The 25,769-nt window shown below is 62.6% G+C and carries 23 protein-coding genes, 2 pseudogenes and 1 CRISPR repeat array; of the genes and pseudogenes, 20 read left to right on the top strand and 5 right to left on the bottom strand.

Annotated elements, in window-relative coordinates; genetic code table 11:
* Position 1 precedes the first annotated feature (1 nt).
* The 20 genes and pseudogenes from ACUCCZ_RS12045 to cas2e all read left to right on the top strand — a co-directional run bounded on the left by ACUCCZ_RS12045 (position 2) and on the right by cas2e (position 20,867).
* Positions 2-1,003, top strand: a complete 1,002-nt coding sequence (locus tag ACUCCZ_RS12045; protein WP_435917689.1) for an ABC transporter ATP-binding protein — start codon at positions 2-4, stop codon at positions 1,001-1,003.
* The gene (locus ACUCCZ_RS12040) at positions 993-2,051 is read left to right on the top strand and encodes an ABC transporter ATP-binding protein (RefSeq protein WP_435917469.1); all 1,059 of its coding nucleotides are present in this window, start codon (positions 993-995) and stop codon (positions 2,049-2,051) included. Before ACUCCZ_RS12045 ends, ACUCCZ_RS12040 begins: the two co-directional genes overlap by 11 nt.
* Before the next feature lie 177 nt (positions 2,052-2,228).
* Positions 2,229-2,549: pseudogene (yaaA, locus tag ACUCCZ_RS12035) on the top strand (peroxide stress protein YaaA); the annotation flags it as partial.
* Positions 2,550-2,713: 164 nt separating this feature from the next.
* Complete coding sequence (gene rpsN / locus ACUCCZ_RS12030) at positions 2,714-2,929, top strand: 30S ribosomal protein S14 (RefSeq protein ID WP_445439694.1); 216 nt, start codon at positions 2,714-2,716, stop codon at positions 2,927-2,929.
* A 4-nt stretch (positions 2,930-2,933) separates the two neighbouring features.
* Positions 2,934-3,104 (top strand): 50S ribosomal protein L32, encoded by a 171-nt coding sequence (gene rpmF, locus ACUCCZ_RS12025; RefSeq protein WP_435917691.1) that lies wholly within the window; start codon positions 2,934-2,936, stop codon positions 3,102-3,104.
* 82 nt (positions 3,105-3,186) lie between these two features.
* Positions 3,187-3,552: an FKBP-type peptidyl-prolyl cis-trans isomerase gene (locus tag ACUCCZ_RS12020; RefSeq protein ID WP_435917470.1), complete on the top strand. Its 366-nt coding sequence runs from the start codon at positions 3,187-3,189 to the stop codon at positions 3,550-3,552.
* Positions 3,553-3,574: 22 nt separating this feature from the next.
* A complete protein-coding gene (locus tag ACUCCZ_RS12015) occupies positions 3,575-4,189 on the top strand; it encodes a nucleoside/nucleotide kinase family protein (protein ID WP_435917471.1) in 615 nt (204 codons plus the stop codon).
* 185 nt (positions 4,190-4,374) lie between these two features.
* Positions 4,375-6,381 (top strand): urocanate hydratase, encoded by a 2,007-nt coding sequence (locus ACUCCZ_RS12010; protein WP_435917692.1) that lies wholly within the window; start codon positions 4,375-4,377, stop codon positions 6,379-6,381.
* Positions 6,381-7,583, top strand: a complete 1,203-nt coding sequence (locus ACUCCZ_RS12005) for an allantoate amidohydrolase (RefSeq protein WP_435917472.1) — start codon at positions 6,381-6,383, stop codon at positions 7,581-7,583. The genes ACUCCZ_RS12010 and ACUCCZ_RS12005 overlap by 1 nt, the downstream gene beginning before the upstream one ends.
* Entirely contained in the window at positions 7,580-8,920 is a 1,341-nt protein-coding gene (locus ACUCCZ_RS12000; RefSeq protein WP_435917473.1) for a formimidoylglutamate deiminase, read from the top strand. The genes ACUCCZ_RS12005 and ACUCCZ_RS12000 overlap by 4 nt, the downstream gene beginning before the upstream one ends.
* Positions 8,917-10,107 (top strand): imidazolonepropionase, encoded by a 1,191-nt coding sequence (gene hutI / locus ACUCCZ_RS11995; RefSeq protein ID WP_435917474.1) that lies wholly within the window; start codon positions 8,917-8,919, stop codon positions 10,105-10,107. The genes ACUCCZ_RS12000 and hutI overlap by 4 nt, the downstream gene beginning before the upstream one ends.
* Before the next feature lie 103 nt (positions 10,108-10,210).
* The gene (gene hutH / locus ACUCCZ_RS11990; protein WP_435917475.1) at positions 10,211-11,740 is read left to right on the top strand and encodes a histidine ammonia-lyase; all 1,530 of its coding nucleotides are present in this window, start codon (positions 10,211-10,213) and stop codon (positions 11,738-11,740) included.
* A 283-nt stretch (positions 11,741-12,023) separates the two neighbouring features.
* Positions 12,024-14,819 (top strand): CRISPR-associated helicase Cas3', encoded by a 2,796-nt coding sequence (cas3, locus tag ACUCCZ_RS11985; protein ID WP_435917476.1) that lies wholly within the window; start codon positions 12,024-12,026, stop codon positions 14,817-14,819.
* The gene (gene casA / locus ACUCCZ_RS11980) at positions 14,816-16,474 is read left to right on the top strand and encodes a type I-E CRISPR-associated protein Cse1/CasA (RefSeq protein ID WP_021105462.1); all 1,659 of its coding nucleotides are present in this window, start codon (positions 14,816-14,818) and stop codon (positions 16,472-16,474) included. The genes cas3 and casA overlap by 4 nt, the downstream gene beginning before the upstream one ends.
* Positions 16,474-17,100, top strand: a complete 627-nt coding sequence (gene casB, locus ACUCCZ_RS11975; RefSeq protein ID WP_435917478.1) for a type I-E CRISPR-associated protein Cse2/CasB — start codon at positions 16,474-16,476, stop codon at positions 17,098-17,100. Before casA ends, casB begins: the two co-directional genes overlap by 1 nt.
* A complete protein-coding gene (gene cas7e, locus ACUCCZ_RS11970) occupies positions 17,097-18,221 on the top strand; it encodes a type I-E CRISPR-associated protein Cas7/Cse4/CasC (RefSeq protein ID WP_063279635.1) in 1,125 nt (374 codons plus the stop codon). Before casB ends, cas7e begins: the two co-directional genes overlap by 4 nt.
* Complete coding sequence (gene cas5e, locus ACUCCZ_RS11965; protein ID WP_063279636.1) at positions 18,218-18,925, top strand: type I-E CRISPR-associated protein Cas5/CasD; 708 nt, start codon at positions 18,218-18,220, stop codon at positions 18,923-18,925. Before cas7e ends, cas5e begins: the two co-directional genes overlap by 4 nt.
* On the top strand, positions 18,925-19,578 hold the full coding sequence (gene cas6e / locus ACUCCZ_RS11960) for a type I-E CRISPR-associated protein Cas6/Cse3/CasE (RefSeq protein WP_435917480.1): 654 nt from the start codon (positions 18,925-18,927) through the stop codon (positions 19,576-19,578). The genes cas5e and cas6e overlap by 1 nt, the downstream gene beginning before the upstream one ends.
* 3 nt (positions 19,579-19,581) lie before the next feature.
* Entirely contained in the window at positions 19,582-20,526 is a 945-nt protein-coding gene (cas1e, locus tag ACUCCZ_RS11955; protein WP_021103153.1) for a type I-E CRISPR-associated endonuclease Cas1e, read from the top strand.
* Positions 20,523-20,867: a type I-E CRISPR-associated endoribonuclease Cas2e gene (gene cas2e / locus ACUCCZ_RS11950; protein ID WP_252908493.1), complete on the top strand. Its 345-nt coding sequence runs from the start codon at positions 20,523-20,525 to the stop codon at positions 20,865-20,867. Before cas1e ends, cas2e begins: the two co-directional genes overlap by 4 nt.
* Positions 20,868-20,921: 54 nt before the next feature.
* A CRISPR array of direct repeats spans positions 20,922-21,864; the repeat unit is 28 nt; unit sequence GTCTTCCCCGCCTACGCGGGGGTGATCC.
* Positions 21,865-21,928: 64 nt separating this feature from the next.
* On the opposite strand, the gene ACUCCZ_RS11945 is transcribed toward cas2e, so the two are convergent.
* The 5 genes and pseudogenes from ACUCCZ_RS11945 to ACUCCZ_RS11925 all read right to left on the bottom strand — a co-directional run bounded on the left by ACUCCZ_RS11945 (position 21,929) and on the right by ACUCCZ_RS11925 (position 25,764).
* Entirely contained in the window at positions 21,929-22,378 is a 450-nt protein-coding gene (locus tag ACUCCZ_RS11945; protein ID WP_435917481.1) for a sugar phosphate nucleotidyltransferase, read from the bottom strand.
* A gap of 379 nt (positions 22,379-22,757) precedes the next feature.
* On the bottom strand, positions 22,758-23,000 hold the full coding sequence (locus tag ACUCCZ_RS11940) for an NUDIX hydrolase (protein ID WP_435932969.1): 243 nt from the start codon (positions 22,998-23,000) through the stop codon (positions 22,758-22,760).
* A gap of 1,332 nt (positions 23,001-24,332) precedes the next feature.
* Positions 24,333-24,736, bottom strand: a pseudogene (locus tag ACUCCZ_RS11935) (transposase); the annotation flags it as partial.
* Between the two features lie 46 nt (positions 24,737-24,782).
* Positions 24,783-25,523 (bottom strand): 4'-phosphopantetheinyl transferase superfamily protein, encoded by a 741-nt coding sequence (locus ACUCCZ_RS11930; protein ID WP_435917482.1) that lies wholly within the window; start codon positions 25,521-25,523, stop codon positions 24,783-24,785.
* The gene (locus ACUCCZ_RS11925) at positions 25,507-25,764 is read right to left on the bottom strand and encodes a hypothetical protein (RefSeq protein ID WP_435917483.1); all 258 of its coding nucleotides are present in this window, start codon (positions 25,762-25,764) and stop codon (positions 25,507-25,509) included. The genes ACUCCZ_RS11930 and ACUCCZ_RS11925 overlap by 17 nt, the downstream gene beginning before the upstream one ends.
* Positions 25,765-25,769: the final 5 nt, after the last annotated feature.

Genomic DNA, 25,769 nt, shown 5'->3' with positions numbered 1-25,769 from the left:
CATGGAGCCGGTCGACGGGCTGCTTCTCAACGTTGACGACCTGCACGTGGAGTTCCACACCCGCGACGGCGTCGCGAAGGCCATCAACGGCACGAGCTTCACCCTGTCCGAACGCGAGACCCTCGCGATCCTGGGCGAGTCCGGGTCAGGCAAGTCCGTGACCGCCCAGGCGATCATGGGCATCCTCGACTCGCCCCCGGCCAAGATTACCGGCGGAAAAATCGAGTACTGCGGGGTTGACCTGCTGACGATGCCCGAGAAGAAGCGTCGCCAGATCCGCGGCGAGCACATCTCGATGATCTTCCAGGACGCGTTGTCGTCGCTGAACCCGGTCTTCCCGGTCGGATGGCAGATCGCCGAGATGTTCCGCATCCATCGCGGTATGAACCGCTCCGACTCGATGTCCGAGGCCATCCGTCTCATGGAGAGGGTACACATCCCGGCCGCCAAGGAGCGCGCCGACAACTATCCGCACCAGTTCTCCGGCGGTATGCGTCAGCGCATCATGATAGCGATGGCGATCGCCCTCAACCCGTGGGTGCTCATTGCCGACGAGCCGACCACTGCCCTTGACGTCACCGTCCAGGCCCAGATCATGACCCTGCTCAAGGAGCTCCAGGAGGAGTCCGGGATGGGTCTGATCCTCATCACCCACGACTTGGGCGTTGTGGCGGACGTGGCCGACGACATCGCGGTGATGTACTGCGGACGGTTCGTCGAGCACGCTGACGTCCACCGTCTCTATGACAACCCCGCCCACCCTTACACGGTCGGTCTGCTGGATTCCATTCCGCGGCTGGATCAAAGGGGCACCGAGCTGTACGCGATCGGCGGTTTGCCGCCTTCCCTGACGAACCTGCCGTCAGGATGCTCGTTCCACCCGCGCTGCCGTTGGGCCACGGAAGAGTGTCGCGTCGGCGGTGCTCCCACGTTCGTCGAGGTCGAGCCCGGACGCTGGGCCGCCTGCCACCACACCGAGGAGGTCCTCCATCGTGACCGCTGAGAACATCGCCAGGAAAGGCGAACCCATCCTGTCGGTGCGCGACCTCACGAAGCATTACCCGCTCAAGTCCGGGGTAGTGCGTCACACCGTCGGGCATGTCAAGGCCGTTGACGGGGTCAGTTTTGATCTGTATCCCGGCGAGACGCTCGGTGTGGTCGGCGAGTCCGGGTGTGGAAAATCCACCCTGGGGCGCCTGCTGGTGGCCCTCGAGCCGCCGACCTCCGGGACGATCACCTTCGAGGGACGTGACGTCACCCACCTCAGGGGCTCGCAGATGCGCAAGCTGCGACGCGACATCCAGATCGTCTTCCAGGACCCGTACACCTCGCTGGATCCGCGGATGACAGTCGGCGACATCGTCAGTGAGCCCTTCCAGATCCACCCTGACGCCGTTCCGCGCGGCAGGCGTACTGAGAGGGTCAAGGAACTGCTGGACCTGGTGGGTCTCAACCCCGAGCACATCAACCGGTACCCCCACGAGTTCTCCGGTGGTCAGCGTCAGCGTATCGGTATCGCCCGCGGAATCGCCCTGCAGCCGAAGGTGCTGGTGTGTGACGAGCCGGTGTCGGCACTGGACGTCTCGGTGCAGGCCCAGGTCGTCAACCTGTTGCAGAAGCTGCAGCGAGAGTTGGGGATGGCCTACATCTTCATCGCCCACGACCTGTCGGTGGTGCGCCACATCTCTGACCGGGTGGCCGTGATGTACCTGGGGCGGATCATGGAAATGGGTGACGAGGAGCAGATCTACGAGCGCTCCACCCACCCATACACCCAGGCTCTGTTGTCGGCAGTGCCGGTGCCTGATCCTTCCCTACGTGGCGAGAGGCACCAAATCCTCTTGCACGGAGACGTGCCGTCTCCGGCCGACCCGCCGAGCGGCTGCAGGTTCCACACCCGGTGCTGGCGCGCACAGCCGTTGTGCTCGGAGAAGGAGACCTCCTTGGACATGCACCCCGACGGCCAGGGAGAGCACGCCTGCCGATGCCATTTCGCGGAAGTCTTCGAGAAGGCCTCGGACGACATCAAGCCCAGTGATCTCACCGACTAGGCCTGGCCGGGTCGGCTACCCGGAGTTACCACACGGAGCTGTCAAGACAACATCAGCGAAATCTGCCAAAAACTGACCCCAGATCCCGATGGCAACGTCACCACGCCGAATTCTTGGCAGATTTCGCTGATACCTCCGGGTATCGACACCCGTGACCGGACCGAGGCGCAGAGGACGTTGCGCATTTTGTCTGGCTTGTACGGGGTTCTGCGGCCCCTCGATCTCATTCAGCCGTATCGGTTGGAGATGAGAACCGCCTTGCGCACCGACCGTGGTTCCACTGTGGCGGGTTGGTGGGGTGATCGCATCGTCAACCTGGTCGCAAGCGACCTCGAGGAGTCGCCAGGCCCAAGGGTCTTCGTCAACCTGGCCTCGGCTGAATACTTCCAGACCATCGAGGGCATCGACGTGAGGATCCTTTCCCCGCGCTTCGAGTCACGGGATCGCCAGGGACGTTGGAAGGTCATTTCCTTCACCGCCAAGACGGCTCGCGGCCTCATGGCCGGATGGATGATCCACACTCGTGTGCGCACGGTCAAGGCACTCACTGACTTCCACGACGGCTGGACTGCGACGAGGTGTCCTCATCGGACATCCCCGTCTTCCGCAAACTCGACTGGTCCTGGATCGACACGCCGCGACGTGCCGAGCTCAAGGTCATCATGTCCTCTCCGACTGTCTCATTGGACGAACGCATGGAGGCATCGCGTAAACTGTCTACCCTGCCGCACGATTCAACCCCCGTGCGGCTGCGTAACCGTGACCGAGTCGACGGACGTCCTCGTGGCTATGTCGGCAAGGCCGGTGTGTCCCGTATCCGTTTCCGTGAGATGGCCCACCGCGGCAAACTCCCCGGAATCACGAAGTCAAGCTGGTGAGACCATGGCAGTACCGAAGCGTAAGAAGTCCCGTTCGACCACGCGTCATAGGCGGGCCCAGTGGAAGACCACGCCAACACAGTTGGTTGAGATCCGCGTTGAGGGCAAGGTTCTGCGAGTTCCCCGAAATCTGGTCAAGGCCTATCACTCTGGGCTGATCGACGCCGACGACTGAGTCGTCACCGCGTGAGCGGACCTGCGTGGCCGCTCAGGTCAGGTAATCACTCGAGGGGTGTTGATCCCGTAGGGTTGTCGTCATGAGCAAGCCCGAAGTGACCCTGCCCGATTCCGCCCCCGAAGACCTCGTCATTGAGGACATCACGGTCGGCGACGGCCCCGAGGCCTCCGTCGGCAACCTCGTCGAGGTGCATTACGTCGGAGTGGCTCTGAGTAATGGCCGCGAGTTCGACTCCTCGTGGAACCGCGGAGAACCGCTGACCTTCCAGTTGGGAGCCGGCCAGGTGATCCCCGGATGGGATGAAGGTGTGCAGGGCATGAAGGTTGGTGGACGACGCAAGCTCGTCATCCCCCACCACCTCGCCTACGGTCCACAGGGTATTCCCGGTGTGATCGCTGGCGGTGAGACGCTGATCTTCGTCTGCGACCTCGTCAACGTCATCTGACCACTCAACAGCGGCATCCGACGTGACCCCAGATCACGCAGTCGCTCGCGCCCGGTCCCTCGTGAGGTCCGGGCGTCGTTGCATGCTCGGGCTGTGTGGCGAACCGGGCGCTGGCAAGACGACCCTCTCCCGCCTGCTGGGCGACGAATTGGGAGAGACATGCGCGATCGTCCCCATGGATGGGTTCCACCTCGCCCAGGCCGAGATCGAACGACTCGGTCGCGCCGACCGCAAGGGAGCCCCTGACACCTTCGACGGCTGGGGATTCGTGTCCTTGGTGGGTCGCCTGGCCGCTGCCGACGAGCCGGTGGTCTATGCCCCGATGTACCAACACGGCTTCGGCGAACCCATCGCGGGCGCCATCCCGGTACCACGCGAGGTGCCGCTCGTCATCGTCGAGGGAAATTATCTCCTCCTCGACGAGAAGCCCTGGTCCCTGCTGGCACCGCTGTTCACCGAGACCTGGTACATCGACGTCGATCCCCAGCTGCGGATGGACCGACTCATCCGCCGTCACGTCTCTGCCGGAAAGCCACTGGAATGCGCGGTGACCTGGGCCAATGGCCCTGACGAACGCAATGCTGCGCTCATCCGCACGACGAGGAACCGTGCCGATGATGTCGTCCTGATCAACTGACGACGCCTCACCCTGCGCACCACCCATGGTGATACTGTCGATACGTCTCACTGGCGAGACGACCCACGGCGATCAAACCGACGTGCGATTCGCCCCAGCCCTGGCAATCGCGCGTGGCCCCTCCCGGTGCCGTTTCGTCACGACGACACCACACCCACATGAATATGCATCTGGGGGCACCACCGATGTACGACAACAGCAGCACTGCCGCAGCCATGACGATCAAACTCGACGCCGAGTTCCCACCCGACCCGGTCTTCCAGCCCGGAATCCGACGAGCCCCCTCACGTGGATTCCACCTCACCCCTGACCAGACCAAGGTCGCGCTGCGCAATGCCCTGCGTTACCTTCCTCCGGAGCTGCACGAGAAGGCTGCACCAGAGTTCCTCAAGGAACTGCACACCTACGGCCGCATCTACGCCTACCGGTGGCGTCCGGCAGGTCACATCAAGGGACGCCCGATCGACGACTACGAGGGTCGTTGCGCCGAGGGCAAGGCTTTCCAGGTGCAGATCGACAACAACCTCGACTTCGACGTCGCTCTCTACCCCTACGAGCTCGTCACCTATGGCGAGACCGGCAGTGTCTGCCAGAACTGGCTGCAGTACCGACTCATCAAGAAGTACCTCGCCCAGCTCACCGAGGACACCACCCTGGTGGTCATGAGCGGTCACCCGCTGGGGCTGTTCCCATCCCGCCCAGAGTCTCCGCGCGTCATCGTCACCAACTCCCTCATGGTCGGCCACTTCGACAACCAGAAGGACTGGGAGATCTGCGAGGAGATGGGGGTCGCCAACTACGGCCAGATGACTGCCGGCGGCTGGATGTACATCGGGCCTCAGGGCATCGTCCACGGCACCTTCAACACCATCCTCAATGCCGGACGCATCCGCCTCGGGATTCCGGCTGACGGTGACCTGTCAGGCGTCCTCTTCGTCTCTTCGGGTCTGGGCGGCATGTCCGGCGCCCAACCCAAGGCCGCCGAGATCGCTCACGCCGTCGGAATCACCGCCGAGGTCGACATGTCGCGCATCCAGACCCGTCTGGACCAGGGCTGGGTGGGGCACGTCTCCGAGGTTCTCGACGAGGTGTTCGCCCTGGCCAAAAAGCACATCGACGAGCGCACCCCGATCTCGATCGCCTACCACGGCAACATTGTCGATCTGCTTCAGTACGCCGTTGACAACGACATCGACATCCCGCTGCTGTCCGACCAGACCTCCTGCCATGCCGCCTACGACGGCGGCTACTGCCCGCAGGGCCTGACCTTCGAGGAGCGCACCGAGCTTCTGGCCCGTGACCGTGACGAGTACGCCCGCCGCGTCGACAAGACCCTGCGCAAGCATTTCGAACTCATCCGCACCCTCACCGAGCGTGGCACCTACTTCTTCGACTACGGCAATGCCTTCATGGCGACCGTCTTCGAGTCCGGGGTGACCGAGATCGCCAAGGGTGGAGACGCACGCAACGGGTTCATCTGGCCCTCCTACGTCGAGGACATCATGGGACCCGAGCTCTTCGACTACGGTTACGGCCCCTTCCGCTGGGTCTGTCTTTCCGGCAAGCACGAGGACCTCATCGCCACCGACCATGCCGCCATGGACTGCATCGACCCGAATCGCCGCGGCCAGGATCGCGACAACTACATCTGGATTCGGGACGCCGAGGCCAACAACTTGGTCGTCGGCACCCAGGCGCGCATCCTCTACCAGGACGCCAAGGGCCGTAGGGACATCGCGTTGCGGTTCAACGAGATGGTGCGCAACGGCGAGATCGGACCGGTCATGCTCGGGCGGGATCACCATGACGTCTCGGGCACCGACTCCCCCTTCCGCGAGACCGCGAACGTCAAGGACGGGTCCAACGTCATGGCGGACATGGCCACCCAGTGCTTCGCTGGCAATGCAGCTCGCGGCATGAGCCTGGTGACCTTGCACAACGGCGGAGGAACCGGCATCGGCAATGCCATCAACGGCGGGTTCGGGCTGGTCCTGGATGGTTCCGAGCGGGTCGACGCCGTCATCCGCAGCTCCTTGCTGTGGGACGTCATGTGCGGTGTGGCCCGACGCGGCTGGGCCCGCAACGACCACTCCATCGAGACGGCCACCGAGTTCAACCAGGAACACGACGACGCCCAGATCACCCTGCCCTACCTGGTCGATGACGCCCTCATCGACGGATTGGTGAAGTGATGACGACCTGGACAGCGGCAGCCCTGCTCGACGAGATCGCCGGGATCGGACGCAACGAGGACGGCTCCTACTCGCGGTTCTGCTTCCGCCCTGACGAGGTGGCCTTGCGGGAATGGTTCGTCACGAAGGCCACCGAGTTGGCTCTGACGATCGTCACGGACATGAATGCCAACATCTGGGCGTGGTGGGGAATGCCGGGCCCGGAGGCCGTCCTGACGGGGTCCCACCTGGACTCAGTCCCTGGCGGCGGTGCCTACGACGGGCCGCTCGGCGTCGTCTCCTCCCTCGTGGCCGTGGCGAAGATGAAAGAAGCCGGGGTCGAGCCGTCGAAACCCTTTGCCGTCGTCGCCATGGCTGATGAGGAGGGCGCACGATTCGGCATGCCCTGTCTGGGGTCACGCTTGGCCTCGGGCAAGCTCAGCAAGGACGACGCCCGCAGGCTCGTCGCCCGGGACGGACAGAGTCTGCCGGACGCCTGGCGGGAGGCCGGCCTGGACCCTGATCTCATCGAGCCTGACGATGTCCTGCTCGATGCCTCCTGCTTCATCGAGTTGCACGTCGAGCAAGGGCGCGGGCTGGCCGACCTCGACCACCCGGTCGCGATTGCCACAGCGGTGCGGCCGCACGGCCGCTGGCGTGCCGAGTTCACCGGGCAGGGGAACCATGCCGGGACCACCCTCATCCCCGATCGCCACGACCCCGTCATCCCAGTGGCCGAAACCATCCTGGCGTCCCGCGAGGCCGCTGAGCGGGAGGGCTGCGTCACGACGGTTGGGCGGATCAACGTCGAGCCAGGCGGGACGAATGTCATCGCCTCGGCCACGACGATGTGGCTGGATTGCCGAGCCGAGGACCCCGACACCGTCACCAAGGTCGTCGAGGAGATCCAGAAGACTTCAGCAGCGGCTGCTGACAAGCAGGGGTGCCAGGTCGTCTGGACCCGTGAGTCATGGACCGACCGCACCGCCTTCGACGACGACCTGCGTCATCGGATGCTGCAGGTCCTCGGTGAGGAGACCCCGCAGCTGTCGACGGGAGCGGGTCACGACGCTGCCACCTTGGCCGCGACGCTACCCACCGGGATGCTCTTCGTCCGCAATCCCACCGGAGCGTCCCACTGCCCGGCCGAATCAGCCAGCGACGAGGACTGCGAGGCGGGAGCGGAGGCTCTGCGAGCCGTGTTGGAGGAGCTGGTCAAGTGAGTGAGTGGTTCTTCCCGAAGGCCCTCGTCGAGGGACGGGTTGCGCACAATGTGCGCGTTTCGAGTGATGCTGGCGTCATCACCAAGGTCACGGTTGACGCCCAGCACGATCGCCACAGCTTCAGCGGCGTCGCTGTTCCCGGATTCGCCAACACGCACTCCCACGTCTTCCACCGCGGACTGCGAGGAGCCGGGGAGGGGGAGGACTTCTGGTCCTGGCGGACCGAGATGTACCGGCTGGCCAACCGCCTCGACCCGGACTCCTATCACCGCCTGGCACGAGCGGCCTTCGCCGAGATGGTGGCTGCCGGGTACACCAGCGTGGGCGAGTTCCACTATGTCCACCACCGGCCCGACGGCACCCCCTACCCGCACCACGACATGGAGTTGGCCGTTGTCAACGCTGCCGTCGACGCGGGTATCCGGATCACCCTGCTCGACACCTGCTACCTGCACGCCGGACCGGGAGCTCCACTCGGCGAGGACCAGACGAGGTTTGGTGACGGCAGTGTCAAGGGATGGTTGGAGCGCTGGCACGCTCTCACTGATGCCCTGCCGGATTCCCCCTTGGTGACGCCGGGAGCGGCCCTGCACTCGGTGCGAGCCGTCAGTCCTGACGAGATGGCCACAGCTGTCTCGGGCTTGCCGGACCGCGCCCCGATCCACGTCCATGTCTCCGAGCAGCCCCGTGAGAACGAGGAGAGTCTGGCCGCCCACGGGCTGACGCCCACCGCCGTCCTGGAACGTGCTGGAGCGCTCTCCAATCGCACCACCGTCGTCCATGCCACGCACCTGAGCGACGACGACATCGCCATGATTGCTCGCACGGACACCATCGTCTCGCTGTGCCCGACCACCGAGGCCGATCTGGGGGACGGCATCGCGCGGGTCAAGGATCTGCTCGACGCCGGGGTGCGTCTGACGATCGGCACCGACGAGGACGTCGTCACCGACCCCTTCGCCGAGTTGCGCCTGCTCGAATCCACCGCTCGGCTGGCCACCGGGACCCGAGGAGTCATCGGCTGCGACTCCCTGTGGAAGATCGGTTCCCGAAACGGGGTGGCGAGCCTGCGTCCGGCGGTAGGTCCGCGCCCGCGCCGAGCCTCCACACCCGCTTCCGACCTCGCCGGGCTGAGCGTGGGTGATCCTGCTGACGTCGTCGTCGTCGATCCGTCGTCGGCTCGCTTGGCCGGGGTGGACCCGACACGCTGGCCGCTGGCGGCAACCGCCGAGGACGTCACCGCCACCATCATCGCGGGCGAGTGGATCCGACGCGACGACGCCACCGCCGAGGATCTGCGCCATGTACTGAACGAGCTGAGAGGTCGTGACTCGTGAGCGTCGTCATCAACAACATCGGTCTACTGGTCACCAATGATCCATCCGTCGGTAGTGATGACCTGGGGCAGATCCGTGACGCAGCCGTCGTCATCGATGGAGACCGGATCGTCTGGGTGGGGCGCTGTGCCGAGGCTCCCGCAGCCGATCACCAGGCCGACATGGCGGGGGCCTGCGTCATCCCCGGATTCGTTGATTCCCACAGCCACCCCGTCTTTGCCGGAGATCGCAGTGACGAGTTCGATGCCCGGATGAACGGGCAGAAGTACGAGGCTGGCGGAATCCTGCGCACCGTTCGACACACCCGGGAGGCGCCCGTCGGGCTGCTCGACGCCGTCATGACCGGGATCCTCGACGAAATGGCACGCAGCGGAACGACGACGGTGGAGGCCAAGACGGGGTACGGGCTCGACGTCGAGACCGAGGTCAAGCTGGCCCGCATCGCCAGTTCCCACACCGACGAGGTGACCTTCCTGGGCGCCCACGTCGTCGGGCCCGAATACGAACCTGACGGGTACGTCCGTCTGGTGTGCGGGCAGATGCTGCAAGCCGTACGTCCCTATGTGCGCTGGATTGACGCCTTCTGCGAGACCGGTGCCTTCGACCCCGACCAGACCATGGAAATCCTGCGCGCAGGTAAGGCTGCTGGGCTGGGACTTCGTCTCCACGCCGCACAGTTGGGTCCATCCGAGGTCATTCCGCGCGCCTGTGAACTGGGGGTGACGTCGATCGACCACTGCACCTTCCTGTCCGACGAAGACATTGATGCCATGAAGGCCACCGACACCGTGGCGACCCTGCTACCGGCTGCCGAGTTCAGCACCAACCAGCCCTACCCTGACGCCAGACGTCTTCTCGACGCTGGGATGACGGTGGCGCTGGCCACCGACTGCAATCCGGGAACCGCTTTCACCTCATCCATGCCTTTCTGCCTTGCCATGGCGGTGCGGGAGATGGGCATGACGCCGGAACAGGCCCTATGGTCGGCGACCGCTGGCGGTGCGGCAGCCCTGCGCCGCGACGACGTGGGTGTGGTGAGGCCTGGGGCCCGTGCTGACCTGGTGAGCTTGGCCGCGCCGTCGTGGCTGCACCTCATGTACCGCCCGGGCGTGCCTCTTGTCGACCAGGTGTGCCTAGCAGGCCGGCTCCTCAAGCTGAACCAGCCTCGGCTACGACTCGACGCCTGACAACCCGTTCGCAACCCACCCCTGTTCGTGCCCGTAACGACTCGGCGACGCCGAGATCGACACCACAATCGCCACGGTGACGTGGCACCAAGGAAGGACGACCATGGATCCAGTCAACGTCGGTGCCCCACTCACTCCCCACGACATCATCGCCGTTGCCCGGCTGGGCGCCCAGGTGACGGTCGGTGAGGAAGCCATGGGGCGGGTCAGACGGGCCTCCGACCTCATCGAGAGTCTGGCCGACGACCCCAGCCCCCACTACGGCATCTCCACCGGATTCGGCGCGTTGGCCTCCAGCCGCGTGTCACGCGACCATCGCGTCACCTTGCAGCACTCCCTCATCCGTTCCCACGCCGCGTCCACCGGGTCGCGGGTGGAGACCGAGGCCATCCGCGCAATGATGACCCTGCGGCTCAAGACGATGGCCTCTGGTAGCACCGGGGTGCGTCCGGAGGTCATCACTGCTTATGCCGACCTGCTGAACTCAGGACTCGTCCCGGTCGTCGGGGAGTACGGGTCGCTGGGGTGCTCGGGAGATCTTGCACCGCTGGCCCACTGTGCCCTGGTCCTCACCGGTGAGGGGACGGTGCTGACCCCCGATGGCGGCGAGGTCGACGCTGCCACGGGCTTGGCCCAGGTCGGGCTGAAGCCCATTTCCTTGCGCGAAAAGGAGGGCCTGGCCCTCATCAATGGCACTGACGGCATGCTCGGCCAGCTCATCATGGCCCTGGCTGACCTCGACGTCCTCGTCCCGACGGCTGACCTGGCGGCAGCGATGACCGTTCAGGCCCTGTGCGGTATCGACCGAGTTTTCGCCCCCGACCTGCAGGCCCTTCGGCCCCACCCAGGTCAGGGCGTCTCGGCTGCCAACATCCTCGCTCTGTTGGAAGGGTCGGACCTCATCCAGGCTGGTCGTGAAGGTGCGGCCAAGCGGGTGCAGGACGCTTATTCACTGCGGTGTGCGCCACAGGTGCATGGTGCCGTCCGTGACACGATGGCCCATGCCTTGCAGGTGGCGAAGGTTGAGTTGGATTCGGCAGTCGACAACCCGGTGATTACCGACGACATGAGGGTGGAGTCCAACGGCAACTTCCACGGCGCCCCGGTGGCATATGTGCTTGATTTCTTGGCGATTGCTGCGGCCGACCTCGCGTCCATGAGTGAACGTCGCACCGACCGCATGCTCGACCCGGCCCGCAACCGCGACCTTCACCCCTTCCTCGCCGACAATCCCGGCGTCGACTCCGGCCACATGATTGCCCAATACACCCAGGCTGGCATCGTCTCTGAGATGAAGCGACTGGCGGTACCGGCGTCGGTGGACTCCATTCCAACCTCAGCCATGCAGGAGGACCACGTCTCGATGGGTTGGTCGGCTGCCCGCAAGCTGCGCCGCGGGATTGACGGCATGGGAGCCGTCATTGGCATCGAGATCCTGACCGCCGCGAGGGCTATTCAGATGCGAGGTCTGGAGCCGTCGAAACCGGTAGCCGACGTCATCGCCCGGATGCGCCAGACCATTCCCGGTCCCGGACCGGACCGCTTCCTTGCCCCCGAAATCGACGAAGCGCACCGCTTGGTGGCTTCTGGTGAGCTCCTCGAGGTGGTGCGTCAGCAGGTGGAGGTGAGTTGACCACGCACGATTCGTGTACATGGCTCCTGTAGCGTGGGGTGTGCTCTGCCCATGCAGAGGTGAGCCATTGTTGAGTTGCGTGTCGTCCGCATCTCGGATGTCCTTCCCCGCCGTTGCGGGGGTGCGCGGGCGTAGGGCAGGACGTGCTTCTGGCCCGATCCTCCCCGCCGTTGCGGGGGTCGGTGATCAACTGTGGGCGTCCTGCAGTTATTTTCCAACTTGTTCAGTTGAGTTAAATTCTTATGTTAAGGTTCTTGTCAACATCAACCGCAAGGAAGCGACAATGCTCAACACCTGGTCCCCACCGGCACAGTCCTGCTGGGGCAAGACAAACGAGGCAGGAGACTGGCTCCCGGTCGTCCAACACCTCGAGGACGCCGCCGGTGTCATGGCCGAGATATGGAGCCTCCAACCGCGATCCATCCGATCACTCCTAGCCGACAGCCTTGGCGGAGAACGCGCCGCCCAAACGTTCGAATGCTTTCTAGCGGGGATCCATGACGTCGGAAAGGTCAGCGCCGACTTCGCACACAAAGCGCGGTTCCCCCGCACCAACGGAACATCAACGAGCTACCTGTGCGATCAGATGGAACGGCAGGGGTTTGTCATTGAGAAGCCGGACGCTTCCATCCCCCACGGCGCCCTGGGACAGGCTCACGTCACTAGCTGGTTGGTGAATCGCTACCCTGATGCACCCAAGGCACGCCGTCACGCTCGCAACATCGCCTCCATCATCGGAGGACACCACGGGTCAAATCCCACGGCCGCGGACATGGAGAAATTCAAGCTGTCCCTGGATCGCGAGGACCGCCTCTGGAAGACCACCCGCGACGAGATCCTCGACGCTATAGCCGCGCATACCGGTGCCGAGAAATTCTTACCCAGCTGGATGAGCACCCCGATCTCCATCCAGACGCAGGTGATCTCCGAGGCGCTCGTCATCGTCGCTGACTGGATCGCCAGTTCGGAATCACTGTTTCCCTACGATCTCACGACACCGACACCGGATCGAGTCCGACGAGCTATCGCCAGGCTGCAGCTCCCTCGCCCCTGGCAGCCCTACCCCTGCCCCAACTCCGTGAACGAGCTGTTCCACACCAGCTTCCCTTCCCTCGTCCACGGAGAACCCAACGCCATGCAGCGTGCAGCAGTCGAAGCCGCATCCTCGATGGCGGAGCCCGGCCTGCTCATCATCGAAGCCCCCATGGGGCAGGGCAAGACTGAAGCGGCCCTCATGTGCGCCCATGTACTCGCCTACAAATTCGGACTCGGCGGCATCTTCTTCGGTCTGCCGACGATGGCCACATCCAATCCCATGTTCAGTCGAGTTCGGGAATGGCTGGACGCCGTACCAGCTGAGGACCAATCCAGCATCACTTTGGCCCACTCGAAGGCAGCGCTCAACGAGCAATACCAGCAGCTCATGCCCTGGAGCGACTCCATGGCGGTCTACGACGACAGCGTCGACACACAGCGTGAGGCTTCGGCGATCGTGCATGAGTGGTTCCTCGGCCGTAAGCGCGCGATCCTCGCCGACCATGTCGTCGGAACCATCGACCAAGCATTGTTCACCGGCCTCAAATCCAAACACGTCGTGCTGCGCCACCTCGGTTTGGCAGGCAAGGTCGTCATCATCGATGAGGTTCACGCAGCTGACGTCTACATGCGCGAGTACCTCAAGGTCGTCCTCGAATGGCTCTGCGTTTACCGCACCCCCGTCATCCTCATGTCCGCGACGCTGCCGCCAGCTCAACGCCATGAACTTGCGCTGGCGTATGCCAAGGGCCGACACGGAAGAGATGCAAACGTAGCCCTAACAACAACCGACAAGTACCCGCTCATGACCTCGGTGTCCGACGGTGTCGCTCAGCGAGGCACCTCAGCGTCGGCCACGGCACGCCAGGTTGCGCTCCAGTTCATGGGCGACTCCCTTGATGAGCTCATCGAGCTCATCAAGGACCGGATGTCCGACGGCGGATGCGTCGGCATCATTCGCGACACCGTCGCTCGGGCCCAGGAGACCTTCGATATCCTCAACAGCCACCTCAACTGCGAGGTCGTGCTCGTCCATTCCCGCTTCTTGGCCCCGCAACGGGCCCGACGCGAAGCCGATTTGGTCCGGCGTCTCGGACGCTCAGGGGGCGACCGACCCAACCGGATCGTGGTCGTCGGGACGCAGGTACTAGAACAGTCGCTCGACGTCGACTTTGACCTGCTCATCAGCGACATCGCACCGATGGACCTGCTACTCCAGCGTATCGGTCGCCTTCACCGGCACGACCGGCAACGCCCGCTACCCATGCGCGAGGCAACCTGCCTGGTTACCGGGGTCGATGCCTGGCAGGAGGATGGCCCTCAGTTCAGTCAGGGCGTCGACCTGGTTTATGAACCCAGCGCTCTGCTCTGTACGGCGGCTATTCTCCAGGCCCTCGACGACGGCAATGTCACCTTGCCTCACGACATTCCTCGGCTGGTTCGAACCGCCTACGATGAGAGCTTCACCTGGCCTGAACCATGGCTAAGCCGCGGAGAAGAGGCGACCCTCGAATCTCGATCGCTCCACAAAGCGGCCATTTCCCGAGCGATGACATACCGCCTTTCCGACCCCTTCTCTGCCTCAAGCCTCATGAAGGGGCTCACCGATATGAAAACCGTCGATCCGGAGAATACGCGCGGTCAGGCCTCGGTACGCGACTCCGAAGACTCCATCGAGGTCATTGTTGTGCAACAGACCGAGTCCGGCGGATATCACCTCCTAGACGGAATCGGAGAGTTCTCAGGGGCCGAGCTGCCGCTCTTCGGCGCCCCTGACGGCGACCTCGCTCGGGCAGTCGCATCGTGCACAGTCACTCTGCCCCGGTCGCTGTCGAGTCCGTGGGACATCGACCAGACAATTGCCGAACTCGAGAACGCACCAATCGATCTGAGTTCATGGCAGTCGTCACCATGGCTGCGTGGACAACTCGTCCTTGTCCTTGACTCCGATGGCAATACGACCCTTCTTGACCGTCCGATCCACTACGATCCTCATCGAGGACTCACGGTCGAACCCCGTCCCCAGAATGGAGTACCGGCATGACGAGCGCATTCAACCTTGTGGATGAGCCATGGATATCCGTAAGAACGCCGGACAACGACGTCACCGAGGTCTCGATCCGAGACGCCTTTCACCGAGGGACCGAGTTCCGCGGGCTCGCCGGCGAGATTCCCACCCAGGAAGCTGCGATCCTGCGTCTCCTCCTAGCTATTGCCATTCGAGCGACGGCTCGATTCCGCAGTGACGACGAGAAGGTCGACGACTGGGGCGAGTGGTGGCAGTCTGGGTTACCGCTCGACGAGATCGACACTTATCTGGACCGCTGGCATGATAAGTTCAACCTCGTCGACAACAAAACCCCGTTCATGCAGGTCGCTGATCTCCGCACCGCCAAAGGCGGATATTCCGGTCTCACGAAGATCATCAGCGAGGTGCCTGCAAACGACAGATTCTTCACGACGCGGGATGGGGCCGGTACCTCTTCGCTGGATTTCGCTGAAGCAGCGCGCTGGCTCATCCATGCTCACGCCTTCGACGTCTCTGGCATCAAGTCAGGCGCTATCGGAGATCCCCGAGTCAAGGGAGGCAGGGGCTACCCGATTGGCACCGGCATTAGCGGTCCGATGGGAATCGTCATCGTCGAGGGCGCGTCGTTAGCCGAGACCTTATTGCTCAACCTTTTCCTCGAAAACGACCCTCAAGATGACTTGCCCGTCTGGGAGCGTCCTCCGCAAGTTGCCGCGCCCGATCGGGAGCACCCAGTGCCTACCGGATGTGCTGACCTATTCACCTGGCAAAGCCGGCGAGCGCGCCTCATCACCGATGGTAATCGGGTCGTCGATGTCTTGCTGTGCAATGGCGACAAGGTCGAATGGAAATACCTCCTCCACAACGACTCAATGACCGCCTGGCGCTTCAGTGCCCCCCAGACGAAGGCGGCGGGTGAAACCGTGTACATGCCTCGAAGCCACGATTCCACGAAGGCCATGTGGCGGGGGCTTGAGCCGCTGCTGGTACGTGAACCAGCCCCAGACGACCGCCGCCGGAGAAAAGCGGGGGAACCGGACGACCTATGGTTACGACCTGAGATTTTCGAGCAACTCGCAACCCTTTCCAGCGATGGAGCCTTACCTGGCGATCACGTGACTCGAATTCGAACGATCGGTATGGAGTATGGATCGCAGAGTTCGATGGTAACGACAACGATCGACGACGCCATGCCCGCCTCGGTAGCCGTCATCACCGATGAACAGCTCGGTCGACTGGCCGTCGACTCCGCACGAACGGCGGACTCCCTGGTCTTCGCGCTCCAGAACCTCGCCACCGACCTAGCAGCAGCCACCGGAAGTGAATCGGAAGGCATACGACCACGCGCCTCGGAGATGGGCTACGCAGCGCTCGACCCCGCCTATCGCGAGTGGTTCAGCCTCTTGTCGACAGCTACCGATATCGGCGCCGCAACGCTGTCATGGCGGCGACGGGCGCGACAGGTAATGCACACAGTCGGTGAGCAGCTATGCCGGGATGCCGGCCCTGCAGCCCTTACGGGTCGCATGGTTCCGGTTCCCAACACCGAACGAGAAGACCTCATGGATCTCGCCCGCGCCTGGCAGCGCTTCGCGGCTCGCTTACGCACCTCGGCCCCGCTGCCAGAAGACCCGCAACGTGAGACCAAGACATCCCGGAAGGAGCAGTGATGCCAGAACCTTGGAACGACGTCACCAAGGCGACGCTGGACGTCGTCAATCATCTACAACGGGGGTACTTAGCGGCTCCCCGTGATGCATGGTCAGTGCGCACCATGGCGGCGCTGCGCCATGCCGACGCCGCGACGTCAGGAGCCGACCCCGAGGTGTGGGAGGTCACCTTAAGACATCTCCCTGACGATCTGTTGGGTCGCGGCGCTGCTCCGGCGACCGCCGCTGAACGAGCGGTCCATGCCGCAGTCGTCCTGTATGCCATCCATCAACAATCCCGATCTGAGCCCATGCACGTGCCGGGCATCGGCTTAGGTCAGGCCGTCCGCACCCTATCTGCCCGTCGTTCCGGGGGCCCAGAGTGGGACCCTGGCACGATCTCACGGTTCCAACACCTGTGTCGCGCCCAGCAATGGGGCATTCGCATCGAGAACCTTCGCGGCCTCATTACCCTCATGCGATCTGAGGGCGTACCCCTCGACCACGGACGGTTGGCTGCCGATCTGTGGCGCATCCAGACTTCGGCAGCTAGCAGGGTCCTCTTGGACTGGGGACGCCAGCTTCACCGCATTCCATCCGACGATCAGAATCCCTCCACTACGACAAAGCAAGGAGAAGCCCAATGAGCTCGTACTACGTCGACATCCACGTCATCCAGAGCGTCCCGCCGTCTAACGTCAACCGCGACGACACCGGCTCGCCGAAATCGGCCTTATACGGCGGTGTGCGGCGAGCGCGAGTGAGTTCCCAGGCGTGGAAGAAAGCCGTGCGGACCTCCTTCAAAGAGTTCCTGCCTGCGGACCAGACTGGTTCGCGGACCCTGCGGGTCGTCGAGCTGCTCATGAATCGATTGATGGCGGCCCCATATGAACTCTCCACGGAAAACGCTCAGCAACGGGCTCTCGCGGTCGTCAAGGCGCTCGGACTCAAAGCCGAGAAGCCCCGCAAGAAGGACGAATCGGGGGCTGAAGGAGTCGAGCGCACGCAGTACCTCGTGTTCTACTCGAACCAGCAGCTCGATCGGCTCGCGGAACTCGCCGCGACGACTGACGGCAAGATAGGCGCAGCTGACGCCAAGAAGGCGGCCGATTCTGACCACGGGATCGAGGTGGCGCTGTTCGGGCGCATGGTAGCCGACTCGAAGGATCTCAACGTCGACTCCGCCGTGCAAGTTGCTCACGCGCTGAGCACGCACGCTGTCGAGATCGAGTCTGACTACTTCACCGCAGTCGACGACTACAAACTCGACGAGGACGACGCCGGAGCCGGCATGATCGGCACCGTCGAGTTCACTTCCGAGACACTGTACCGGTTCGCGACTGTTGCAGTGTCCACGCTTGAGAACAACCTTGGTGATGTCGACCTGACAGCTCAGGCCGCCTCAGCCTTCGTCCGTGGGTTCCTCATGTCTATGCCCACTGGCAAGCAAAATACTTTCGCCAACAATACGATCCCGGATGCCATCGTCGTGCAGATCCGTAAGGGGCGGTCCGCAAGCTTCATCGGGGCATTCGAGAACGCCGTCAAGCCCGCAGATGGGGGCTATGTTGAGCCGTCGTGTCGCGCTCTCTCCGACTATGCGCATGAGTGCGAGCAAGCATTCCTCGGTGAACCCGTGGCATCCTTTGTCACCCGCATCGGGGCACGCACCGAGGCCGTAGCATCAATGGGCACTGAGATGCGCGTCGATGACCTTGTCTCGTCTGTTCGTGAGCAGGTCGCGTCACTGTTGCGGGACGAGTCGTGAGTGTCCTACTCCTACGCTTAGCCGGACCCTTACAGTCCTGGGGAGACTCCAGTCGGTTCACCACCCGGGCGACGCGAAGAGAACCGACGAAATCTGGTGTTATCGGTCTTTTAGCGGCCGCGCAGGGGCGACGTCGCACCGACAGTATTGAGGATCTCCTCACGCTGCGATTTGGCGTGCGCACCGACCAGCCGGGGTCAGTTGTCCGGGACTTTCAGACGGCTATGGATTGGGCTCACCCTAAAAAAGACGGCAGCGTCAATGCCATGCCCCTCTCGAACCGCTACTACCTCGCTGATGCTGTTTTCATCGCAGCTGTTGAGGGCGATCCATCCTTGCTCGAGGCGCTAGACGAAGCGATCAACGACCCACAGTTCCCGCTCTACCTCGGCCGAAGGTCCTGCCCCACAGAAGGGCAGGTGTCCCTAGGTATCCGGGAGGGTGAGCTGATGACGGTTTTGGAAGCTGAGCCGTGGCATGGCAAGCCATGGCACCAGCGCCGGTTAGGACGATCTGTCCGGCTTCCTATCGCATATGACGCCGCGCCAGGACAACCCGGCGACACCGTCCGCGACATCCCGCTGAGCTTCAACCCGGAGCGACGCGAATACGGCTGGCGTGACGTCGCGACGACAACGATTGTCGTCGACAATCCCAACGGAAACGACGAGCCCGACTGGTTCGCAGGTCTGGAAGGAGCTTGATGTTTCTCACCCAGTTCGACATCAACGTGGCTCGGCGCGACGCCATGCGCCTGTTGGCGTCACCGGAACGGCTCCACGCCGCAGTGCTCAGCACCTTTCCCCCTGGTCAATCCGTTGCCGAGAACGCACGTACCCTGTGGCGGTTGGATCGGGGGCCAGCTAAGCATGATGCGCGCCTTATGATCGTCAGCCCGTTACAACCAGATCTGACGACTCTCAATGAGCAGGCAGGATGGTCTACGGGTGTTCCCGGCCGGTCCGCCGACTACGATCCCTTTCTGAGGGGGCTGCAGCCCGGATCAACGTGGCAATTCCGGTGTACCGTCAATCCCACCACCGCCATTCGTACAGCTTCCGGATCGCGAGGTAAACGGGTCGCCGAGGTCACCGCAGAGCAACAGTTGGCCTGGTTCATCGGCCGCGCAGAGCGCCACGGTTTCGCTGTGCCAGTCAAGGACCAAGCCAGGGTGACCCGACGCGAGGTCCTGCGGTTCCGTCGTCAGGGATCCACGGTGACGCTCGCGGTAGCCCAGGTCGACGGCGTCATCCAGATCCAGGACGCCGACGCCGCCCGAGAAGCACTTGTGCACGGAATTGGGCCAGCGAAGGGGTACGGCTGCGGGCTGATGACCCTGGCACCGATGACGAAGTGACCGATGACTCAGCCGATCCCGGGCGCACGGCCAGCCGAGGTTCATGAACTGGCGCGCGTCCAAGACCGGCTGAGCTTCGTCTACATGGAGCATTGCATCGTCAACCGGGATTCCAACGCCATTACGGCATCGAATCAACAGGGAACGGTGCATGTTCCGGCGTCGATGATCGGCGCGTTGCTGCTTGGCCCGGGGACGAACGTCACGCACCAGGCGATGGTGCTCCTGGCCGAGTCCGGCGCGACGACGCTGTGGGTCGGCGAACAAGGCGTCCGTTACTATGCCCACGGGCGTCCTCTCGCCCGAACCACCCGGCTACTCCAGCTCCAGGCCGAGGCCGTCACCGACCGCAAGAAGCGGTTGGCGGTTGCGCGGCGCATGTACGAGATGAGGTTTCCCGACGATGTTGCCACGGGACTAACGCTGCAGGAACTCCGAGGCCATGAGGGAGCTCGAGTCCGTCAGGCGTATCGGGACGCGGCGGTCAAGTTCGGCGTCGACTGGGACAAACGCAGCTATAAGGTCGAGGACTTCTCCTCATCGGACCCAGCAAACTTGGCACTTACAGCCGCCACGACGTGCCTTTATGGGGTTGTTCACTCGGTGATCGCAGCGCTAGGGCTGTCTGCCGGGCTCGGCTTTGTCCACACAGGACACGATCGGTCCTTCGTCTACGACGTGGCCGATCTCTACAAGACGTCGCTGGCAGTACCAATCGCGTTCGAGTGTGCAGCGACCGGAGACACCGACGATCTTGCTGGTATCACACGCCGCGCCATGCGTGATGTTTTTCACGAGTCGAAGCTGCTGACCAGATGCGTACAGGACATCCACATCCTCCTTGGCGCCCCTGGCGAACCCGATGAAGGGTATGGCTGGGACATCGTCGAGCTGTGGGATGACCGGGAAGGCGCTGTGCCCGGAGGACGGTCCTGGGGGCAGTCATGATCGTGCTCGTCCTCACCGCATGTCCAGCAGGTCTACGAGGCCACCTCACCCGATGGCTGCTGGAGATCAGCCCAGGGGTCTTCGTAGGGCACGTTCCGGCTCGCGTCAGAGATGCTCTCTGGGACCGTACCGTCGAGATGTGCCGAGACGGGCGCGCAATATTGGTGTACACAATACGCGGGGAACAGCACTTCGAATTTCGAGTGCATCGTCATGACTGGGATGTCGTCGATTTTGATGGACTGAAGCTCATACAGAGACCGAACAATAAGGCACACACCTCGACACTGCGGCCGGGATGGAGTTCTGCTGCGCGGCGTCGTCGAACAGCGAAGCGTTAGACCGAGTATACTCGTATCTGCTCGAGGCTCCTGCATCAGCCGTAGTCAGCTGGTGTCTTCCCCGCCTACGCGGGGGTGATCCCTAAACAAGTTCCAGTGTACAGCATCCGGCCAGGTCTTCCCCGCCTACGCGGGGGTGATCCCGACCCAACCCGCCTGATCGCCGACATCACCAGGTCTTCCCCGCCTACGCGGGGGTGATCCGTGCGAGGGCAGCCGCCCTCATCCGACATCCGAGTCTTCCCCGCCTACGCGGGGGTGATCCGGTTGGAGGGCCGCTGTCGGCTGCTGGACAGGGGTCTTCCCCGCCTACGCGGGGGTGATCCCGGCTGACACTGTGATGAAGACGGCACGAAAGTGTCTTCCCCGCCTACGCGGGGGTGATCCTTGGGCGAATCCTGCCAGAATCGTGAACAGTAGGTCTTCCCCGCCTACGCGGGGGTGATCCCTATCTTGAGGTGGTAGAGCCCGACCGGCTGGGGTCTTCCCCGCCTACGCGGGGGTGAGCCGGACAATGGACAATGAATCGTGAAGAAGTTTTAGTCTTCCCCGCCTACGCGGGGGTGAGCCCGTTAAAAAGTGGTTTAGGGGCGGCGGTTAGTGGTCTTCCCCGCCTACGCGGGGGTGAGCCCCGTCTGCGCCCCGCGCACCTGGCACACCAGCAGTCTTCCCCGCCTACGCGGGGGTGAGCCCCGTGGCAGCATCACCAAGACCATAGGCGGTGCGTCTTCCCCGCCTACGCGGGGGTGATCCGTAAAACAATCACCATACCGGACCATATATCATGTCTTCCCCGCCTACGCGGGGGTGATCCCCGCCAGGGATACGTCTGCACCGTCGATCCTGAGTCTTCCCCGCCTACGCGGGGGTGATCCCGAGCCAAAAACGAGGAGAAGCGCAAAAAATACGTCTTCCCCGCCTACGCGGGGGTGATCCCCTGGCCGGGGCAGACCTCCACGAGGCCAACCTGTCTTCCCCGCCTACGCGGGGGTGAGCCACATTCTGCGCAAACGGGCACACAGGATTGACAGTCTTCCCCGCCCCGGGAAGCCCTTCCAGAATTAGTACCACCATGATTCACTCACGCTAAGTTCTGACCGGCATGCCTTATACCCGGACTCGGTTCCAACGTCGAAGAATCCACTGAACGGCAGAGCGCTAATCTCTATCCCCTGCGCCATGGCCATCAACATCACATCTGTCATGGTAATTTCGCCGCAAGTATTTCCGCCCACCGCTTCAAGGGCGCGGCGGTACACTGGCCGCTTGAATGAGTAGAAGCCCAACTTGATCAACCCTCCATCCGCACGGCTCGGCCGCTCAACAAGACGTGCTACCGCAGGCAAACCAGTCTCGCCAGCTCCCTGTACCCAAACAAACGCTCTTTCAGGGGAGTCGTCCGACGGTGCCACGCCGACTGCGAACCTGCAATCCAGACTGAGCCTGATCGCGCAGTCTAGTTCTTCACCTTTGAGGACATTATCCCCGGAAAGAACAAAAATGTGACGCATTTGAATGAGCTACCGCCGTCCATACAGCAACGGCTTCACCAGTAGGAGGCGCCACCACGTGTCTGATCCCAAGCTGCGCGCACGTCTCTTCGATGCCACCCCCGCCGCTTACGGCGCAAACCTGCACACCGGCGCTGGCAAAAAGGCTAATTGCACGTCCTAGCGGGGTCTCCCCTTGATCCGTCCAGAGGGAAGAGAACCTTCTGTTCCACCCCGGGAACGATACCTCGACTCCGTAGCCCCTTTCCAGCAGCTGTAATAATGGCGAGCGGAGAGGTGTCACAAAATTGGCTCTCCTTCTCTGCGCTCACTCTCACCATTCCCGGTGGAGCAACTCGACGCACTGGATAGGCCGAACCTCAAGCCCGCCGCCCGGTGTCTAAAATGCGATTTCCAAGTCGCTTTCTTGTGCGAAGATATGTTCGATCGGCGAAACGGCGGGGGTAACGCGATAGTAGAATTCTATGGAATGGAACTCAAATCCGCCGTGACTGAAGAAGTTCTCAAGCACTTCCAATCTTTCCCTTACCACTAACTGTAGCGAAAACTCCTCGTCAAACTCACACGCCAGCGCTTCTGCAGCCCTCTCGCCTATTTCAACCCTGCCCCAGGGACGGCCCATACCTCGTCACCAAGTTTGCGCTGTACTAGAATCCCCTCTGATGTCCGTATTATTCCAGCCGCCCGAACTCGAATACCCTTTGACTTCATGCCCATTCTACTTTCTCCAGGAAATCCAGTCGATCGGCGACATTTTCTGTGCTGTGTTGCACATGGTAAGCTAATCTCCACGTGCATTCAATTGCCATTGAGTAGAGAAGACGCCTCTTGAACTGTTGCTCGGTCAGATTCAATGCGCGTGATAACCCTATCGCAAGCTGATGATTCCTGTCGAAGCTAATGTGCCAATCGTTGAGATAGATCTTCGCCAGATCAAATATCGGATCCCGCCAACCGGCTTGATCGAAATCGAAAAGCTACATCTCCCCTGTCGTTCGGCGTGTTCCCACATTAGCGGGGTGAACGTCACCGTGGCTAAGGCACGAATACTCAGGCTCTGGAAATTCGCCATCCTCAATAACGCTCTTGAGCCGCACAGCTGCTTTCGCAACTGTCTGAGGCGCACAACCTCCTGTCCTTCGCCTACAATTTTGCTCCAGGCGGCGTAACAAATGAGCCACAGCCCCTCCCCATGTGTCGGACTGTGGACCCGACAATCTCCACGAGTATCGATTCGATCGTAGCCTCATGGTCCGGATGAGGCACTCACGCAATCTTACGGCTTCAATTTGCGCCGGGTCAGACTCCCGGGCGACATCTGTTCCGCGTAGTCGTTCGCAGACGAGTTCTAAACGTTCCTCGCTAGCGGCAATGAGGCGAGAGCGCGTTGATCAAAACACTCCATCTGGACCATCCATACAACATAATATGCCCACCATGAATCTCTGTTTGGGTAAAGAGTTTGGACGGTGTTCCCGGCCACCCAAACCGTTTTCTGTCGGGCGCTTATGAAGTCATCTCGATAGCTCGTCGAAGCTTTTCAATCGAGCTGAGATCCCCAGGACTCCAGGACAGCCGGTACGCCGGAATAGTATTCACTAAATGCTGTGCCTCCCGGGGCGCAGCCGAACGTTCCAAAATCCCATCTGCAAGAAGAAATCCTTCCTTGGGCTCAGGGTGGAGCACTTCATTACAAAGAAGATCCGCGGCCCCTTTCGGTGTAACAGTCTCAAACTTCGCCGCCCCTCGCTCAACAAAAACGAGGTAGCCGACGAGCGCCGAGTCAGCCGTCTGGATACCCCAGAGACGCTGGAGGTCATGTAGCGTCAGTTCATACTTGGCATCTGGATCTGTGCTTTGCCCGCAGAGCCGAACCTTTTTAGGCTGGGATCGTACGCTTGCTCGAGCAGCCTCCTCGGTCAAGCCCTCACCCGTGAAATCACCCAACAAACCCTCAAAGCCAGCTGAGGACCCAAGAGCCAGGGGCGCGTGGAGTCGTTCTGGGGCCGTGGTCTTCGTCGAGGCTGAGGTAGCGGAGTCCTTCGGCCCACTCGTCGGTATGTTCGGCTAGGACGGCTCTCACGAGACGGGGGGATTGCGTCGCGGTTGGGGAAGACTCCTACAGAGTCGGTGCGTCGGCGGATTTCCTTGTTGAGACGCTCGTTGGGGTTGTTGGACCAGATCTGGACCCACACGTCCTTGGGGAAGGCGGTGAAGGCCAGCAGGTCGGCGGGCGGCGTCCAGGTGGTCTGCGGCAGCGGGGAGTTTTTCAGCTACGTAGGTCAGCGCGGGAACCGAGACAGCGTCGGGCTGGTCGTACACCGAGTGAACCATGGCCTTGACCGCGGACCACAAGGACAGCGTGCACCGCAAGCGCACCGTCGGCGGGGCCGGCCGCAACGAATTATGAATCAGGTGAGCAATGTGAGTGGTGATCACCTGTCGCTTGGGGCAGACCGTCGTACGGCAGAGTGATCTCGTCCACAAACGGGTAGGGGGCAACGTATCGCCACAACGCCAGTACACGTTGCCACCGCCGCGATGTCGCTGGCTCAACGTGGTCACCGCCACTCGCGAGGGCCAAGGTCTCCCCGTCGAGGTCAACGGTAACGCCCTCGACATGCTGGCCTCCACTTTGGCCGGTGAAGCCACCACCTTGGTTGAGCGTGACCGCAACATGTTCCGCGCTTTGAGCGCTAGTCAACGCTTTCCACGTCGCCTCTTTAGCCGTAAACATTCTCGCCTTACATCGCACCGGATCGTCGCCTGTTTCTCGCGCCAAACAGCGCAGCTGCTCTCTTTCGATGCTGTCCGTAAACATCTCAGTGGCAACGTGCTCCAGCCGGCTCGTCTCTTCCACATCCACACCGACCAATTCGGGCCCGTTGGAACCGGAAACAACAGCCACGCAGAGCCCCGCTTGGTTGTGGCTGATGCTTCCGCGGGTCCTGCAGGGCCACGTCGGCCGCTCTCCCCGATCGCCTGATACCGGTTCGCTCGACCCGAGCCGGCTCAGTGCCACAGTCGCGAGCCGCCGGCCCAAGGCGCTTTCGGCTAGCCGGGCAGCGCGACCTCGGCGCGTCAGAAGCAGCCGACTAGCAACGAGAACAAGCTGCGACGAACCTGCTTCACTGCTGAGGGGCATTCCGAACCAAGTCAAGCAGCGCGCGCGGGGTGGGCATATCTTGGGGGAACACTTCCCGCTCGGCAGCCCCGCGGGCTGTCAGCAGCTCGCTGGCTACTCCCATGACGGCGAGCGAGTCGACATCCATCTCGCTGAATCGTGTGTTGATCCAGTCATCGCCGAACTCGGCTGGGTTGACTCCGGAGAGCCTCTCGATGCTGTTGCAGAGGTCTTCCTTCTCTCCGGGAGTGATGATGTTCATAGTTG

It is taken from the genome of Cutibacterium nasicola, from assembly GCF_052654715.2.
This window is presented reverse-complemented; position numbering and strand designations above follow the sequence as displayed.